Source organism: Tissierella pigra (assembly GCF_009695605.1).
Taxonomy (GTDB): Bacteria; Bacillota; Clostridia; order Tissierellales; family Tissierellaceae; genus Tissierella; species Tissierella pigra.
In genome coordinates this window covers 39,559-55,327 of sequence record NZ_VUNQ01000001.1, presented here as the reverse complement: position 1 = coordinate 55,327, position 15,769 = coordinate 39,559, and the positions used below count along the sequence as shown (strand labels likewise).

Sequence of the window (15,769 nt, the reverse complement as noted above, 5' to 3'; positions counted from 1 at the left end):
TTAGCTTAATTATAATTAATTTTAAAGACACTCTTCTAAAGAAAATTTGAAGAGTGTCTTTAATTAAAAGCTTGAGGATAATCCTTCTTGTTCTAATCTTAACTTATCGGCGATGAGTGCTATAAACTCACTATTTGTTGGTTTCCCTTTGTTATTGCTTACAGTATAACCAAATAGCCTATTTATAGTATCTATTTTCCCTCTAGTCCAAGCTACTTCAATAGCGTGTCTAATTGCCCTTTCTACCCTAGAAGGAGTTGTATTAAATTTAATTGCAATGTTAGGATACAATTCCTTGGTTATAGCACCTAAAAAGTCCATATCCTCAATTACCATAAAGATAGCCTCTCTCAAATATAAATATCCCTTTATATGTGCAGGAATTCCTATTTCATGTATTATTTTAGTTATTTTTGCTTCTAAGTTTTTTTCACCAGCAATATTAATTTTACTAGGTATATTGGGTACATTACTCATATAGGATTCAGGTGTTTCTTTAGAATATATAATAGTATTGTCAATTCCTACAACTTGTTTTAATCTCTTTATAAATACCTGAAAATCAAAAGGCTTTACTACATAATAGTGTGCCCCTAATTCTATAGCCCTTTGAGTTATTTTATCTTGTCCTACTGCTGATAATACGATTACCTTTGGTTGCCTATTGGAATTAAATGAACTGGACTCTCTTAATCTCTCTAATACCTCTAACCCATCTAAATGAGGCATAATTATATCTAATATTAATACCTCTGGTTCTTCTCTCTCTATAACCTCTAAAGCTTCTATTCCATCCTTTGCCGTACCCACTACTTGAAAATCATCATAGGATGATATAAAGCGAGTTAAAATGTCACTAAACTCCCTATTATCATCTGCTATTACAACTTTTATTTTGCTCATATTTTATCCCCCTGTTTCGTGAAATTTATAGCAACATAATATACTAATTCGACAAATTTACAAAAACTCCTTCTTTTTTTCAAAAAAATTTAAACAAATAAGCCTTTAAGGCTTATTTGTTTGTTCTAACATCCATTCAATATATATTCCATAACCTTTAGTGGGATCATTTACAAAAACATGAGTAATAGCTCCAATTAGTTTATCATCTTGAATTATAGGACTTCCACTCATTCCCTGTACTATTCCACCAGTTTTATCTAAAAGTCTTGAATCAGTAATCTTAACAATCATGCTTTTTTGATCAGCTTTTGATTGCTGCTGTATTTTAGTTATTTCAATTTCAAATTTTTCTACTTTATTATCATCAACTGTACTTAATATATATGCTTTTCCTTCTTTTACTTCTTCTTTAAATCCAATTGGTATAGGTTCACTAAGATTGAAATTTAAGTTTTCTTCATTTATAGTTCCATATATACCATAAGGACTATTTATTGATATATCTCCTAACAGGTTTTTGGTTTCATAAAATACTCCTCTAATTTCCCCAGGAGTTCCTTTTTTACCCTGTTCAATCTTCGATATTTTAGCATTCATTATTTTACCTTTTTCTACAGATAGCAAACCTCCTGTATCTGTATCTACAATTCCATGACCTAATGCTCCAAATTCATTAGTTTCTTTGTTATAGTAAGTCAATGTTCCTATACCTGAAGTTTTATCTCTTACCCAAATTCCTAATCTATAACAATTATCTTGGATACTTTTAACAGGTATTGATTTTGTCAAAAACTCTGCTTTATTTCTTTGTACAAGTATTTCTACTGTAGTATCTTTTAAATCATTTAGAACATTAACTACATGCTGTGCATCTGTAACTTTTGTTCCATTTATCTCTAAAATACTGTCTCCTACTTTTAAACCTGCATCTTTAGCTGGACTCTTTCTTTCTCCATTAACATCAATTACATCAGTTACAGCCACTACTAATACACCTTTTGTATTTAGTCTGACACCAATAGCATTTCCTCCAGGTATTAGATGAGGCCTATTAATTACATTTATATTATAGTTTTTTATAGGTATAAAACCTAAAAGTTTTAATTGAATTTCTGCTTCTCCTGAATCTAAGCCATTTAATTTATAGGACTTTTTCAATCCAATATTTTCAGCTGCACTTAAACTAGCCTCTACTACATTTTCTTTTTCATGGTTAATACTTAAAAAAAATGGAAATGATATATCTAGGCTTTTATTTTCTCCTTTTACCACATTTATATTAGAAGGATAAAATAAAATTTTGTTAGTTTTTACACTTAAACTTAGAATAAATAATATTAGAATCGAAATTAGAATTTTATGGCCAAATTTTAATCTCCCCAAGAACTATCACTCTCCTATTTTGCTTAGTCGTCTTCACCTCCAACTTTTAAATTCATATATAATTTAGCCTTTTTTCAAACTAATTATTCTCTAATAAAAAATTTTTAAATGTCAACTAACTTAAGTTTTTCCATATAAAAAAGACTACCTTGAAAATATTATAAGGAAGTCTTTAGAGAATCTTATTTGTATAATTTTTTTATAATGAATAAGAAATTCTACCTTTTATCTTTTATAAAAACATACTTTCTGTAAATAAATTTTATATAGAAGCTTGTGTTATAAAATTTAATGAATTAATTAGATCTTTTAATTTTTTTAGACATTTCTATCATTTCATACGCATGTTTAAGAGTAGTATCTGTTAAATCAATGCCACCTAATAATCTAGCCATTTCTTTTACTCTATCCTCATCTGAAAGTTTATTTACTATGGTTCTAGTTTTGTTTTCTAAAGTAATTTTATTTATAACAAAATGGCTATCTGCTAATGCAGTAATTTGTGGCAAATGTGATATACATATTACTTGATGATTATTTGAAATTTGATGAATTTTTTCTCCTACAATTTGAGCAGTTCTTCCTGAAATTCCTGTATCTATTTCATCAAATATCATAGTAGGTATATTATCAGAAAAAGCTAAAATGCTTTTGAAAGCTAACATTATTCTAGACATTTCTCCACCAGATACAATTTTTGATAAAGGTTTTAAATCTTCTCCTAAATTTGTAGATATAAGAAATTCTATTTTATCTGCTCCCTCAGAAGTAAATGTAGAAGTTTTTTCAAAATTTACTTTAAAATCTATTTTTGTCATTCCTAAAAACCTTAATTCATCTTTTATATCCGTTTCCAATTTTCTAGATATTATTTTTCTTTTTTCAGTTAACTTTTCAGAAATAAGTTTTAGTTTTTTTTCCAGTTCAATTATTTTAGCATTTGTTTGTTCGAATTCTTTTTCAAAGTTTAAAAGTTCATCTAACCTTTCTTGAGACTTATCTTTAAAAGCTAAAATTTCATCTAGGGTATTTCCATATTTTTTTTTCAATTTATTTACCATATTGATTCTTTCATATAAAAAACTTAATCTTTCTGAGTCTATAAAGATATTCTCAAAATATTTTTGCATTTCCCTATATAAATCTTGAAATTCATAATTTATATCTACAAGTCTTTTATAAAAATCTATGATTTCCTCATCTAATTTTTTTGCACTATTCATAGCAGAAATACTTCTATTTATTAAAGTGGATATATTGGGAGAATCAAAGTTTTCATTGTTTATACAAAGTAATGTTTCTTCCATAAGCTTAGTTATCTCTTCGATATTTGATAGTTTTTTATATTCTATTTCTATATTACTTTCATCATCTGGAGTTAATTCAATATCAACTATTTCTTCTATTTGAAACTTTAATATATCTATTTCTCTATCTCTTTCACTTCCACTTATGGAAAGATTTTTTAATTTATTTTTTTCATTTGACCATTCTTCATAATAATTTTTAATTTGGAATTTTAATTCAAATAATTCTTTATCCCCGAAAGAATCAACTAATAATTGATGATTAGATGAATCTAAAAGAGATTGATGTTCGTGTTGTCCAAAAATATCTACTAATTTTGTTGTTATATTTTTTAACATAGTTAAAGTAATACTTCTTCCATTTACTCTAGATAAACTAGGTCCATTCAAATAGATTTCTTTAGAGATAATCAATATATTGTCCTCATCCATATCTATGGAGTATTCGTTTAATATAGGTCTTATAACAGATGGATTCTCTATATGGAATACTCCTTCTAGTAATGCTTTCTCCTTCCCAGATTGAATAAAATCTCGACTGGACCTTGAACCTAAAATTATACCTATGGCTTCAATTAAAATTGATTTTCCCGATCCTGTTTCTCCTGTAATAATATTTAAACCCTTAGTAAAATTTATTTTTAAGTCCTCAATAATTGCAAAATTTTTAATACTTAATTCAACTAACATATAAAAACCCCCAAATGATTAAAATCATATTTAACTAAGAGTATTGTGAGCTTCTTCAATAACTTTGGCAATTAATTCTTCCTTAATAGAATCATTTATATCATTTTTTAAATATATTAGAAATTCAATATTTCCAGTAGCTCCAGTTATAGGTGAATAAGTAAGACACGAAACTCCTAACCCAAGTTCATTAGAAAATTCAGCTACAGTTTTTATCACCTCAAAGTGAATATCCTTATCTCTAATTATTCCTTTTTTACCCACCTTATCTCTACCAGCTTCAAATTGTGGTTTTATCAATGCAATAATTTCTCCATTTTCGCTTAATAAACTCTTAGCTACAGGTAAAACTAAGCGTAAAGAAATAAAGGATACATCAATGGATATAAAGTCAATTTCCTCTTTAATATCTTCCTTAGTTACATTTCTTATATTAGTTCTTTCCATAACTATTACTCTTGAGTCATTTCTTAGTTTCCAATCTAATTGTCCATATCCTACATCAACAGCAAAGCTTTTAGATGCTCCGCTTTTTAACATACAGTCCGTAAATCCTCCAGTAGAAGCCCCTATATCCATGCAAACCTTGTTTTCCAAATTTAGGTCAAATGATGCTATAGCCTTTTCTAGTTTCAATCCTCCACGACTTACATATATATTCGGATTTTCTTTAATAGTAATTTCTGTATTTTCATCTATTTTTTCCCCTGGTTTATCTATACGCTGATTCCCAACAAAAACTGAGCCTTCCATTATTACTCTTTTACCCTTTTCTCGTGAATCTACTAAACCCTTTTCATAAAGAATTATATCTGCTCTTTTTTTCACTTATCATCTCTCCATATTAGTCACTTTTTATTTTTCCTTTTATTAGGCAATATATCTATGCCTAAGTGTTTATTGGTAAAATTTAATATCTTAGCTATACCATAAATAATCTTTTCATAATTAAACAAGGCTATGGACTTGCCAAATGCCTTACCACCTACAGTTAATGATGCAACTAATGATGTAATAATTATACTAAAAACTGTTCCATCTATTAAATCATATCTTGACATTAATTTATATATTATGGTAGTACCAGCAGCTCCAGAGACTATTCCACAAATATCTCCTATAACATCATTACAAAAGTTAGAAACCTGTCCTGCACTTCTTACAAGTTTTATACAAAATTTAGCTTCTTCTACTTTATTTGCCGCCATAGCATGAAAAGGTTTCTCTTCGGCTGTTGTTACGGCTATACCAATAATATCAAATATAATACCTATTAGCATTATTATAATTAGAACAAGAAAAGCCATTAAAATATCTAAATTATTTACTAGATTTCCAGTAATTATTGAAATAGTACCAGACATGAAAAAAGTCCATATACTTATAAGAAAAACCCATTTTATATTATATCTACTACTAAAGGTTTTTTCATCTTCTTTTTTATTCATATGCTACCTCCAATTACTTATATGTAAATACATTTGTATATACAAAAAGCTGATAGCCATAAGCTATCAGCTTTAAGAGTGGTAGTAAACTGTGTAAATCTTACGGCTTTAGGTCCAGCAGGATTTCCCTAATAAAAACTGTCTGTCGCCATAACAGCGGTTTCCCTTTAATTCTATTACAATCTTGTCACCAAAGATAGAACTGGATTGCCACTTAGTCCGCACTGTAATCCACAGCTTACTTCTTTTGGAACAGTCTAGGAGTTTTCCTCTACAGCCATTCTATTCCTTAGCCTCTTTTGCAAAATAGGTTTCGATAACAGAATTTAAAATGTATCGGGCCCTTCAACAATTTAAATTGAACTTATCATCCGCCATACTTCACTCAAGGCAGGCTACTCTGCTATTTGTCCCAAGACATAGCAGGTTTATCATGATTATTTATTCTAAATTATCATGTCTCCACGAGAGTAGGGTCAACGCCTGCATGCCATTGCAGATCGCCCCATCCCTCTTACTCCCAGCAACAGCCCACGACTGGGCGTCGCAAGCCGAAACAAGGAACTTCATCGATATGCCCTTCGACGGATTTTTAGCCCCGCCCTCTAGAATAGTTGTACTGACTAGAATACTGTACCACTCAAGCTAAAAATATTATAGCATAAATAATATTCAAATTCAACAAATCTTATTTATCACGACTTATTAGTTCTTCAGTTAAAGCCACAAAGAAGTCAGTATTTCTATTGTTTAATCCTTTTAAAGAATTCATTGCCTTATTACTATATTCCTCCACTGCTATTTTTGCTCTATCTAAATCATGAAATGATAAATAGGTCAATTTTTTTATAATTTTATCCTGATTTATATCTAGAATATCATCTCTAATCTGATATGCTAACCCAAGGTTTAATCCAAATTCCCTCATAGCTTCTACCTCAATATCTGAAGCCTCACCAATAATAGCACCTGTTACTAAAGCGGACTGGATTAAGGCAGCAGTCTTAGTCTTATACATAAATAGAAGTTTTTCTTCAGACATAGTATTATGAGTTGCTAGAAGATCAACTACTTGTCCTCCTATCATACCGTATATTCCGGAATACCCGCTTATTTCCTTAAAAGCTTTAGTATATTTTTTATAATCTTCAATAGTCTTAGCTTTTTTATCTATATGATCTGCCATGGTTTCAAAAGCTAAATTCAAAAGACCGTCTCCTGCTAAAATTGCCATAGCTTCACCAAATACTTTATGACTAGTAGGTTTCCCTCTTCTAAAATCATCATCATCCATTGATGGTAGGTCATCATGTATCAAAGAATATGTATGTATCATTTCGATAGCTACTGCATAAGGCAATATTTCCTCTATATCATCTTTAAAAAGTTCATAGCTTTTAATAGCCATTATAGGTCTTAGTCTTTTACCACCAGTAAATAAACTATAATCTATTGTCTCGATAATCCTTTTTTGATAAACATCTTTGTCTTTAAATATATTTTTAAATTCCATGTCAATTACAGAATTAATTCTTTTTAGCTCATTATTTAAATCCATAACTATCCCTCCATAGGGAATTCAATATCTAACATATTGCCTTCCTTATCTTCTAGTAAAATCTTTACTTCTCCTTCTGCCTTATATAATAAATTATTACAGTAATTATATAATTCTATACCTTTTTTAAATTTATCAATGGATTCATCTAAGGTACAGCCATCTTCTTCTAATTCTTCTAAAATAGATTCTAATTTTGAAATAGCATCTTCATAAGCTAAATTTTTATTCTTCATCTGCTAATCCTCCTTTATCAATAGCTTTTACTATTGTATTTATTTGTCCATCCTTTAGCAATATATCGATTTCTTCATTTAATACGATATTTTCAACGGATTTAATAAGTTTTCCATCTTTATTCATTAAAATACCGTAACCCCTATCTAAAGCTAATAATGGATTTAATAAATCTAGGCTATTTTTTAAGGTTCCTAGTTGACTTTTCCTGTTCATAAAGTTCTTTTCCACTAGATAATTTAAGTCTTTAAATAAATTGTCTAATTCCTGTCTTTTATCTTTTAACTGATTCACTGGATTAAAAAACTTTAAATTTTTATTTAAATGATTTATCCTTACTTTATGCTGTCCAAGAATTTGTAAAATCCCTTTGATTAATCTATTATATTTATTTTGTAGATCATTATTTAAACTACATATATTGGGTACAGCAAGTTCTGCAGCAGCTGAAGGTGTGGGAGCTCTTAAATCTGCAACAAAATCTGCTATGGTGAAATCCGTTTCATGACCTACGGCAGATATAATAGGGGTTTCTAGATCGTAGATAGTTCTAGCTACATATTCATCGTTAAAGGCAAATAACTCTTCTATGGAACCACCACCTCTTCCTGTAATTATTAAATCTATATCTTGCCTGCTATCTAAATATTTAAGACCTTTACAAATCTCCTTGGGAGCTTGTGGTCCTTGGACTAAGGATGGATATATTAATATGTTACAAGGTGGAAATCTTCTCTTGATTACCGTAATAATATCTCTAATGGCAGCACCAGTAGATGATGTTACTATACCTATCTTTTTAGGCATAGTAGGTATTTTCTTTTTATTGCTTTCTGAAAATAGCCCTTCAGATTCTAGCTTCTTTTTTAATTCTTCAAACTCCCTATAAAGATCTCCTAAACCACTTTCTTTAATATGTCTAATGTAAAATTGATAATCTCCCTCTTTTTCATATAGGGAGATATATCCTGTTGCTATTATCTTCATGCCTTCTTCTAATTTAACCTTTAAATTCTCATTATCACTTTTGAACATAACTGATTTAATCTTTCCCTTTTCATCTTTAAGATTAAAATACATATGTCCGCTATAATGATGTTTAAAGTTAGAAATTTCTCCTTCTATACTTAAAGAAGATAAAATCATATCAGATAAAAATACTCTTTTAATATAGTTATTAACTTCACTTACCTTTAGAGGTCCCATGACCTACCTCCTAAGAATTATTCTTTATTAATAGAACGAACTAGCCCTCCCAGAACTCCATTTATAAATTTAAAAGATTCTTCAGTACTGTATCTTTTTACTGTTTCAATGGCTTCATTAATGGATACCTGAACTGGAATATCTTTTCTATATATAATTTCATATACAGCTATTCTTAAAACTGCCAAATCAACTTTGGCTATTCTATGGATATTCCAGCCTTCCAAATGTTTTTCAATATAATTATCAATGGAATCTACATTTTGTTTTATCTGATTTATAGCATCTAGTATATACTCTTTTTCTGATTCATCAAAAGTATATTCCGTAAAATAAACATCCAAAGCCTCATCAGAAAAATCTTCATTTACTGACATTTGATAAAGCAATTTCATAGTTCCTTCTCTTGCTTGTTTTCTTCCCATGTTTTCCTCCTAATTAATTCAAACTATAATTATTAACTTCTACCACCTAGAGGAAGTATCTTTTCTAGTATTTCCCTAAAGTCTATTTTTTTATATGATTTGCTTCCTAGAATATATCCTATACAAGTACATAGAAAAATAAACAAGGTTTTAAAAAAACCAATAATAAGAATTGAAACAGCTACTAAGAATCCTGCCAAGGCTCCAAAAAATTTTCCTCTATTATTATTGATAATCTCTAGAAGTTCTCTTAATATTTGTTTAATCATATCACACCTCATTTTTATCGTATTGCTCTAGTAGGTACTGATACATTATTTGTTTTTACATTTATCTCACTTACTTTAGCTCCTGTTGCATTTTCAATATATCCCTTAACTACAGATTGTAACTCTTTAGTTACCTCTGGAATACTAACTCCCGGAGATACATCTCCTGTAAGATTAATTCCAACTTGTCCTTCTATAAGTTCTACATCAATCTTTATATTACTTACACCTGAAAATTTTTCAACTGCAGTTTCCACAAGAGAAACTATTGTAGCAGAATAAATCATTATCTCACCTAAATCATTTCTAGTAATTAAATATGAACCACCTTTACTTTCCACACCTTTTCTAGAAAATCCTGAAAATATAATTCTTATACTGGCAATAAATAAAAGAATTCCAAACAAAGTATAATAATAGTTTCTGTGCATACTCAAAATAAAATAATTCATATTTTGAATTGAAAAAAAACCATTTATATTGAATGGAATTATGATTAAAAATACAGATAATGCTAATACAAATAAAGAAAATAAAGCAATAATAAACCTATCAATTATCTTCATTGGTATCTCCTTTCTAGTATTTAAAATTACCCTCTGATAATCAGAGGGTAAAATACTACTTTACTCTTGCTTCTGCTTCTATCTTAGGCTCTTTTGGAAAGTTTACACCTAAAATATTTACATTTACTTCTATGATATTTAACCCCGTCATAGTTTCCAATGTATTCTTAACATTTTCTTGCACTTTCTTTCCTAGTTCTGAAATATTTGAGCCATATTCTACTATGATATATAAATCTATGGCTGCTTCTTCATCTCCAACTTCTACTTTAACACCCTTAGATAAATTTTTCATTCCTAACATTTCAGTAATGCCACCAGTAATACCGCCACTCATACCTGCTACACCTTCTACTTCTGTAGCTGCTATTCCAGCAATAATTGCAACTACGTCATCTGCGATTTTTACTGTTCCATTTTCAATACTTTCATTATTTGAAAACTCATTCAAAACAAACACCTCCATTGCTACTATAGTTCTTAAAGTTATTATATCAAAGGATTATCCTATTTACAAACATTTCCTATTGCTTTTTCATTATTTTAATATTATTAGCATTATATTCTGTCTCCGATTTTACTATGTCTAAGATCTTTACCATATCTTGTTCATTTAGATCATCTTTTGATACAACTATTTTAATATCTTTATCTGTTAAAAATACTATTGCATCTTCAAAACCTTTCCCTTTTATTAATCCTTCAATTTGAAGTTCCTGCTCTGAATTGTTTCCTAATTTAATTATTTCTTTTTGAGCATCCGTTCTTATATTTTCTGCTGTTTTTTCATTATTTACAATTTGATCTAATCTATCTACTAAAGTAGCCCTTAATTTATCTCTAGATAATCTATATTCAACAAAGTAGTTCTTAATCCCTTTACTTCCTTCTGTATACATGGTTTCTAAAGCTTCATTTTCATCATTTTTAGCTGAATCTATTACATCAACACTATCACTAGATACTTCAGCTGAATCAACTGTATCTAGGTTCTCTAAATCCACTTCTGTCGTATCTTCTTCTAAATCATTTTCTTTGTTCATCTTGGCCATTTCTGCTAACTCATGGTTTTGATAATCTCTTGATGATTTACGTTGAGCTTGTTGTGTCAATTCGTGATTTAAGTATCCTGTAAATACCAATAATACTACTAATAAACCGATAATTGCTGGTCTTTTAATTTTAAACATAGCTATTCCCCCTTATTTACTTGAGTATACTTGAACTTTATTTCCCTTTATGCCTAAGACAGTCTTTACAGCCTCATAGAGCATCTCTTTTAATATAGGATCATCTGCCCCCTCTGCAACTACAATAACTCCTTGTACAGTAGGTTTTATTTCTTTTACTACTAATAACGATCCATCACTGCCTCTAGTCATTACTTGAGTGGTTATATCTTCCCTGTGTATTTCCCTTGTCCCTCCTTCTGAATCATTCTCTATGGTTTCTTCTGTAGTCTTTGTTGTATTTGAAGCGGCGACCTTTTCAATACTGTTCTCCAAAGTTACCATAACACTTACTTTGCCTACTCCATTTAATTTGGTAAGAATATTAGTTAATTTTTTTTCTAAATAACTGCTATAATCTTCTTCAGATTCATATTTATATACCTCCTTAGTATTTTCTTTTGGATTTTCAATACCTTCTTCTTTAGGTCTTAAAAAATTATTGGTTACAATTAAAAATATGACAGATACCAGTAATATTATGAATAAATTATTAATAAATTTTTTATTATTATTTTTTTCTAGATATTCCTTGATCTTATTGAGAATTTCTTTCATCCTACTCATCCTTCCTCTTTTCATTATTTTTTATGTTTATCTTGTCCTTATTAACTGAATAACTGTTTCCTATTAATTCTTTTAAACTTTCAAAATCATCTTCTGATGTCTTTTTATGGTTTTGATTTTTATTTATCTCAACAGGAACTATATTATCTATGGAAATCTTATCCTTAGATGAGTTTTCTTTATTTCCTAGAATAATATTTAAATTGTCTATTTCCCCATAATGTTCTTCTGTATTCAGTATATCAACTTTAATATCTAGGACTTTATGGTCTGTATTATCCTCAATTAGTGCTGTAACTTCTCTACATATTTTTTCTTTATAAACTTTTTCTATTTGCTTTTCCTGTTCAGCATAGAAATTATTTTTAGGTTCTCCATTTGAGTTACTTGACCGTGAATAATTAAATACCGCCTTATCTAAATTAAAATCCATTTTAATTAGTTTTGCAAAAGGACTTACTATGGTAAATATAATAAGTAAACCGATTACCATATTGATATACTTTTTCATATTTCCATTAGGCATTGCAAGTTCTGCAATAGATATAAGTATAAAAAGTATTACAATATCCTTTAGCCAAGAGGATAAAAAAGTTATTATATTCATCCTTTCACCTACCTTAACATTAGTAAACTATTACCTGCTTCCACAATAATAGTTATAGTAATAAAAAACATTGTTCCTGTTGAAATTAAACTAACTAAAATAAGCAACAGTGATTTTCCAACTTGATTAAAAAACTCAACTAAGTTTGGTGAACCAATAGGCTGAATAACAACTGTAATTATTTTATAGGTAAACAAAAGCACTATAATCTTAATTACAGGTAGTATACATATAAACAATAGGACTAAAAGTCCAATAAATCCAAGTCCATTTTTAAGAATAGCAGAACATCCTACCACTGCATCAACAGCATCTGATAGAAATCCTCCCACTATGGGAATAAATTTATCTATAGCAAACTTAGCTGTCCTTATGGTTATTCCATCTATTTTGGTACCTAATCCATATATAGTAATGATTCCTATGAACAAAGTTAAGGCACCAGTTATTATTAAAGTTATTACTTGTCTACCTAATTCAGATAATTTACTAAACTCTGCTCTGCTAGATATATTGCTTATAATACTTATAATAAACGAAAAAAATATTAAAGGTAAAATTATAGTTTTTATCAAAATACCGATAAGATTTACTGTCATTATTATCATAGGATGAAATAAAATCTTGGTATTAGGTCCAGAAGCCGCTGTAAGTAATGTAAGTAAAACTGGAAGAATAGCTTGCATAAATCCAACCATCTTATCAATAGTACCCTTTGCTAAGTCCATAACTTGATTGAAACTACTAATTACTAAAATCGCTATTAGAACATAGGATATATAGTTAGCCAACTCAGAAACAGAAGTATTTTCAAAAGTAGATTGGAGATTTGTAAGTATTGAAGAAATAAGTGTAATCACTAAAATTTTAGCCAATAATATCAAAGATGTTCTTATTTCTTTAAAGAATATTTGATAAAGCCCTTTTCCTATATCCTTAAGACTTAAAGATACATTTCCTTTTACGAGATTTATTAAAAATTCTCTTACATTAAATTGAGGTAGTATTTCATTTTCTTTTATGGTATCTTCTACTATTTTTTCTAGTTCTCCAATATTTAAAGCGTCTATTTGTTCGTCTATAATAAATAAATCTAACTCTTCTGCATATACATTGCTTCCAAACATCAACATACATAAAATAAATAAAATATAAATTTTTTTCATAAGTTTCACCTTTTAAGGAAGTATTTTTATAATCAATTCCATAAGTGCAAGAAGAATGGGTATCGCTAGAACCATAATCATGACTTTACCACCTAATTCTATCTTCATAGCTATACCTTCTTCTCCTGCATCTCTAGATAGTTGTGCTCCAAATTCTACTATATAAGCCATTCCAATTATTCTGAGAATTGTAGAAAAATATGCAAATTCTATATTTACTCTTCTAGCTAAAGTATTTAAGGTCTCTATTACATAGGACAATTCACCTAAAATCATGGTAAATATAATAACACCAGTAATTAAACTTATATATAAGGCAAATTCCGATTTTACATTTTTAAGTATTACTATTGCAATGGTAGCTATTATACCAATACCAACTACTTTGAAAATATCCATAACGATTCTCCTCACTATAATCTAAACAATATTTTTAGATTGTCGAAAAGTTTACTTACTAAATTAACTACCATGCCAAAAGCAAATACCAATCCTACTAAAGTTACAATATATGCATATTCTTCTTTACCAAACTTATCAAGTAAAGTATGTATTATTGCTACTAGAATTCCCAATCCTGCTATTTTAAAGATTAAATCCACATCCATGATTATCCTCCTCTATATCAGTAAAATTATTATTGCTGTACCAGTTATGACTCCTAAATTTCTATATAACTTTTCATTCTTATTTTTTTCTTCTCTTGCCTCAAATATTTGAGTGGCTATTTGATTTGATACTAATATAAAATTTTTCTGTTGATCTGTCCTATCGGATGTACCTAAAACCCTGCCTAATGATAAAAAAGTTTCTACATCTTCTTTCTTAAAATTAAGATTGTTATATAATTTGTCTTCAACAGATAAAAAACTATCGTATACGCCTCCTCTCTTGTTTTGAATTAAATCGTTTTTAATTTCCGAAAATATATAAGATACTTTAACTTTTCCCTTTTTATGAACATTGGACAGCGCCTCTGGAAGAGGGGTCAATCCATATACCACCTCAGTTTCTAAAATCTTAATACATTGCTCCAGAATTATTAGGTTTTCCAGCCTTAATGAGAAGCTCTTTCCATAAAGATAGCCTATAATACTGCAAGTCAAAAAAATTAACAATAATAATATTGATTTAAGAACTCCCATTTAAATCACTCTTTCTAAAAAAAATAGGCTTATAGCTATATCCATCTACTATTTCCTTTATAGTTCCAACTCCATCAGACCTATCTAGTATAATAAATCGTTCAAATATATTTTCTGTAAATAATTCCCTTATACTAGATTTGTTTCTTACTTCTTCTAAACTACTTCCATGAACAGTTGCCATAAGTTTTATTCCTGCCCTTAGAGCCTCATGAATTGCTTCTGCATCTTTTTTTCCACCAATTTCATCAACAGCTATTATATCTGGAGATAAGGCTCTGATGGCCATTATAATTCCATCTGACTTTAAACATCCATCTAATATATCTGTTCTCATTCCCACATCTTTTTGAGCCATGCCATTATACATTCCTGCTAACTCTGATCTTTCGTCTACAAGACTTACTTTAAAGCCTTTAAAATTCCCTTCAGTTCCATTACTTAAATTTCTAACTATATCTCTAAGTAAGGTTGTCTTACCGCATTGAGGAGGAGATATAATTAAGGTATTATAAAAACCATTAGTGTTTTTGATTATATATGAAAGAATATTATTTGAAACTCCTAGAACCTCTCTGCCTATTCTTATATTTAGAGATGAAATGTTTCTTATATTTTCAACTCCATTTAATCCATAAATAACCTTCCCTCCGATCCCTACCCTATGACCTCCTCTAATGGTTATATAACCGTTTCTTATTTCTTCTGTATAGGCATATACAGAGTAGTTGCTTATTAGCTGAAAGGTATCCATAATATGCCTTTCATTGACTATTACGGCATTAGATGGATTAGAACTTAGATTCCCATTTATGTTTACAAAATAATCTTTTCCTCCATATGAAATGCTTAAAGGTCTGCCATTTCTTAATCTTATTTCTTCAGTTTTTAATTTATGGTTATGAGGTATTTTTATCAATATTTTATTTAATTCATCACATAAATTTTCAATTACAGAATCATATAAATTTATATTATTTAGCACAACCTGTCCCTCCCTTATATAAATTCTATGATTGTACAAACTATATATGACAAAAATAAAAAAAAGCTCTAAGGC

General features: G+C 29.0%; 20 protein-coding genes. All 20 read right to left on the bottom strand.

Annotated elements, in window-relative coordinates:
* Positions 1-63: 63 nt before the first annotated feature.
* Positions 64-903, bottom strand: a complete 840-nt coding sequence (gene spo0A / locus FYJ83_RS00320) for a sporulation transcription factor Spo0A (RefSeq protein WP_154437954.1) — start codon at positions 901-903, stop codon at positions 64-66.
* 105 nt (positions 904-1,008) lie between these two features.
* The gene (spoIVB, locus tag FYJ83_RS00315; RefSeq protein WP_154437952.1) at positions 1,009-2,289 is read right to left on the bottom strand and encodes a SpoIVB peptidase; all 1,281 of its coding nucleotides are present in this window, start codon (positions 2,287-2,289) and stop codon (positions 1,009-1,011) included.
* Positions 2,290-2,585: 296 nt separating this feature from the next.
* Entirely contained in the window at positions 2,586-4,286 is a 1,701-nt protein-coding gene (gene recN, locus FYJ83_RS00310; RefSeq protein ID WP_154437950.1) for a DNA repair protein RecN, read from the bottom strand.
* A gap of 30 nt (positions 4,287-4,316) precedes the next feature.
* Positions 4,317-5,114, bottom strand: coding sequence for a TlyA family RNA methyltransferase (locus FYJ83_RS00305; protein WP_326828271.1), 798 nt, complete (start codon positions 5,112-5,114; stop codon positions 4,317-4,319).
* Positions 5,115-5,134: 20 nt separating this feature from the next.
* A complete protein-coding gene (locus tag FYJ83_RS00300; RefSeq protein WP_154437948.1) occupies positions 5,135-5,734 on the bottom strand; it encodes a hypothetical protein in 600 nt (199 codons plus the stop codon).
* 688 nt (positions 5,735-6,422) lie between these two features.
* On the bottom strand, positions 6,423-7,292 hold the full coding sequence (locus FYJ83_RS00295) for a polyprenyl synthetase family protein (RefSeq protein WP_154437946.1): 870 nt from the start codon (positions 7,290-7,292) through the stop codon (positions 6,423-6,425).
* A gap of 2 nt (positions 7,293-7,294) precedes the next feature.
* Complete coding sequence (xseB, locus tag FYJ83_RS00290; RefSeq protein ID WP_154437944.1) at positions 7,295-7,528, bottom strand: exodeoxyribonuclease VII small subunit; 234 nt, start codon at positions 7,526-7,528, stop codon at positions 7,295-7,297.
* Positions 7,518-8,735: an exodeoxyribonuclease VII large subunit gene (gene xseA / locus FYJ83_RS00285; RefSeq protein ID WP_154437942.1), complete on the bottom strand. Its 1,218-nt coding sequence runs from the start codon at positions 8,733-8,735 to the stop codon at positions 7,518-7,520. The genes xseB and xseA overlap by 11 nt, the downstream gene beginning before the upstream one ends.
* Before the next feature lie 17 nt (positions 8,736-8,752).
* Complete coding sequence (gene nusB / locus FYJ83_RS00280) at positions 8,753-9,160, bottom strand: transcription antitermination factor NusB (RefSeq protein ID WP_154437940.1); 408 nt, start codon at positions 9,158-9,160, stop codon at positions 8,753-8,755.
* A gap of 32 nt (positions 9,161-9,192) precedes the next feature.
* The gene (locus tag FYJ83_RS00275; RefSeq protein ID WP_154437938.1) at positions 9,193-9,429 is read right to left on the bottom strand and encodes a DUF2273 domain-containing protein; all 237 of its coding nucleotides are present in this window, start codon (positions 9,427-9,429) and stop codon (positions 9,193-9,195) included.
* Positions 9,430-9,443: 14 nt separating this feature from the next.
* Positions 9,444-9,995 carry an alkaline shock response membrane anchor protein AmaP gene (gene amaP / locus FYJ83_RS00270; RefSeq protein WP_154437936.1) on the bottom strand — a complete coding sequence of 184 codons (552 nt, stop codon included), beginning with the start codon at positions 9,993-9,995 and terminating at the stop codon, positions 9,444-9,446.
* 55 nt (positions 9,996-10,050) lie between these two features.
* Positions 10,051-10,455, bottom strand: a complete 405-nt coding sequence (locus tag FYJ83_RS00265; RefSeq protein WP_326828275.1) for an Asp23/Gls24 family envelope stress response protein — start codon at positions 10,453-10,455, stop codon at positions 10,051-10,053.
* Positions 10,456-10,519: 64 nt separating this feature from the next.
* Entirely contained in the window at positions 10,520-11,185 is a 666-nt protein-coding gene (locus tag FYJ83_RS00260; protein WP_154437932.1) for a SpoIIIAH-like family protein, read from the bottom strand.
* A 12-nt stretch (positions 11,186-11,197) separates the two neighbouring features.
* Positions 11,198-11,791: a sporulation stage III protein AG gene (locus tag FYJ83_RS00255; protein WP_229768441.1), complete on the bottom strand. Its 594-nt coding sequence runs from the start codon at positions 11,789-11,791 to the stop codon at positions 11,198-11,200.
* Positions 11,784-12,398 carry a stage III sporulation protein AF gene (gene spoIIIAF, locus FYJ83_RS00250; RefSeq protein WP_154437928.1) on the bottom strand — a complete coding sequence of 205 codons (615 nt, stop codon included), beginning with the start codon at positions 12,396-12,398 and terminating at the stop codon, positions 11,784-11,786. Before spoIIIAF ends, FYJ83_RS00255 begins: the two co-directional genes overlap by 8 nt.
* 8 nt (positions 12,399-12,406) lie before the next feature.
* On the bottom strand, positions 12,407-13,564 hold the full coding sequence (spoIIIAE, locus tag FYJ83_RS00245) for a stage III sporulation protein AE (protein ID WP_154437926.1): 1,158 nt from the start codon (positions 13,562-13,564) through the stop codon (positions 12,407-12,409).
* A 12-nt stretch (positions 13,565-13,576) separates the two neighbouring features.
* Positions 13,577-13,963, bottom strand: coding sequence for a stage III sporulation protein AD (spoIIIAD, locus tag FYJ83_RS00240; RefSeq protein WP_154437924.1), 387 nt, complete (start codon positions 13,961-13,963; stop codon positions 13,577-13,579).
* 14 nt (positions 13,964-13,977) lie between these two features.
* Positions 13,978-14,172: a stage III sporulation protein AC gene (gene spoIIIAC / locus FYJ83_RS00235; protein WP_154437922.1), complete on the bottom strand. Its 195-nt coding sequence runs from the start codon at positions 14,170-14,172 to the stop codon at positions 13,978-13,980.
* 12 nt (positions 14,173-14,184) lie between these two features.
* Entirely contained in the window at positions 14,185-14,709 is a 525-nt protein-coding gene (locus FYJ83_RS00230; protein ID WP_154437920.1) for a stage III sporulation protein AB, read from the bottom strand.
* On the bottom strand, positions 14,696-15,694 hold the full coding sequence (spoIIIAA, locus tag FYJ83_RS00225) for a stage III sporulation protein AA (RefSeq protein WP_326828270.1): 999 nt from the start codon (positions 15,692-15,694) through the stop codon (positions 14,696-14,698). The genes FYJ83_RS00230 and spoIIIAA overlap by 14 nt, the downstream gene beginning before the upstream one ends.
* Positions 15,695-15,769: the final 75 nt, after the last annotated feature.

What these genes read in the sequence shown, in the direction of transcription:
- FYJ83_RS00275 (WP_154437938.1), bottom strand. Translation starts at nt 9,429, where the DNA reads ATGATTAAACAAATATTAAGAGAACTTCTAGAGATTATCAATAATAAT.
- FYJ83_RS00300 (WP_154437948.1), bottom strand. Translation starts at nt 5,734, where the DNA reads ATGAATAAAAAAGAAGATGAAAAAACCTTTAGTAGTAGATATAATATA.
- xseB (WP_154437944.1), bottom strand. Translation starts at nt 7,528, where the DNA reads ATGAAGAATAAAAATTTAGCTTATGAAGATGCTATTTCAAAATTAGAA.
- amaP (WP_154437936.1), bottom strand. Translation starts at nt 9,995, where the DNA reads ATGAAGATAATTGATAGGTTTATTATTGCTTTATTTTCTTTATTTGTA.
- nusB (WP_154437940.1), bottom strand. Translation starts at nt 9,160, where the DNA reads ATGGGAAGAAAACAAGCAAGAGAAGGAACTATGAAATTGCTTTATCAA.
- spoIIIAC (WP_154437922.1), bottom strand. Translation starts at nt 14,172, where the DNA reads ATGGATGTGGATTTAATCTTTAAAATAGCAGGATTGGGAATTCTAGTA.
- recN (WP_154437950.1), bottom strand. Translation starts at nt 4,286, where the DNA reads ATGTTAGTTGAATTAAGTATTAAAAATTTTGCAATTATTGAGGACTTA.
- spoIIIAD (WP_154437924.1), bottom strand. Translation starts at nt 13,963, where the DNA reads ATGGATATTTTCAAAGTAGTTGGTATTGGTATAATAGCTACCATTGCA.
- FYJ83_RS00230 (WP_154437920.1), bottom strand. Translation starts at nt 14,709, where the DNA reads ATGGGAGTTCTTAAATCAATATTATTATTGTTAATTTTTTTGACTTGC.
- spoIIIAF (WP_154437928.1), bottom strand. Translation starts at nt 12,398, where the DNA reads ATGAATATAATAACTTTTTTATCCTCTTGGCTAAAGGATATTGTAATA.
- spoIIIAE (WP_154437926.1), bottom strand. Translation starts at nt 13,564, where the DNA reads ATGAAAAAAATTTATATTTTATTTATTTTATGTATGTTGATGTTTGGA.
- spo0A (WP_154437954.1), bottom strand. Translation starts at nt 903, where the DNA reads ATGAGCAAAATAAAAGTTGTAATAGCAGATGATAATAGGGAGTTTAGT.
- FYJ83_RS00260 (WP_154437932.1), bottom strand. Translation starts at nt 11,185, where the DNA reads ATGTTTAAAATTAAAAGACCAGCAATTATCGGTTTATTAGTAGTATTA.
- xseA (WP_154437942.1), bottom strand. Translation starts at nt 8,735, where the DNA reads ATGGGACCTCTAAAGGTAAGTGAAGTTAATAACTATATTAAAAGAGTA.
- FYJ83_RS00295 (WP_154437946.1), bottom strand. Translation starts at nt 7,292, where the DNA reads ATGGATTTAAATAATGAGCTAAAAAGAATTAATTCTGTAATTGACATG.
- FYJ83_RS00255 (WP_229768441.1), bottom strand. Translation starts at nt 11,791, where the DNA reads ATGAGTAGGATGAAAGAAATTCTCAATAAGATCAAGGAATATCTAGAA.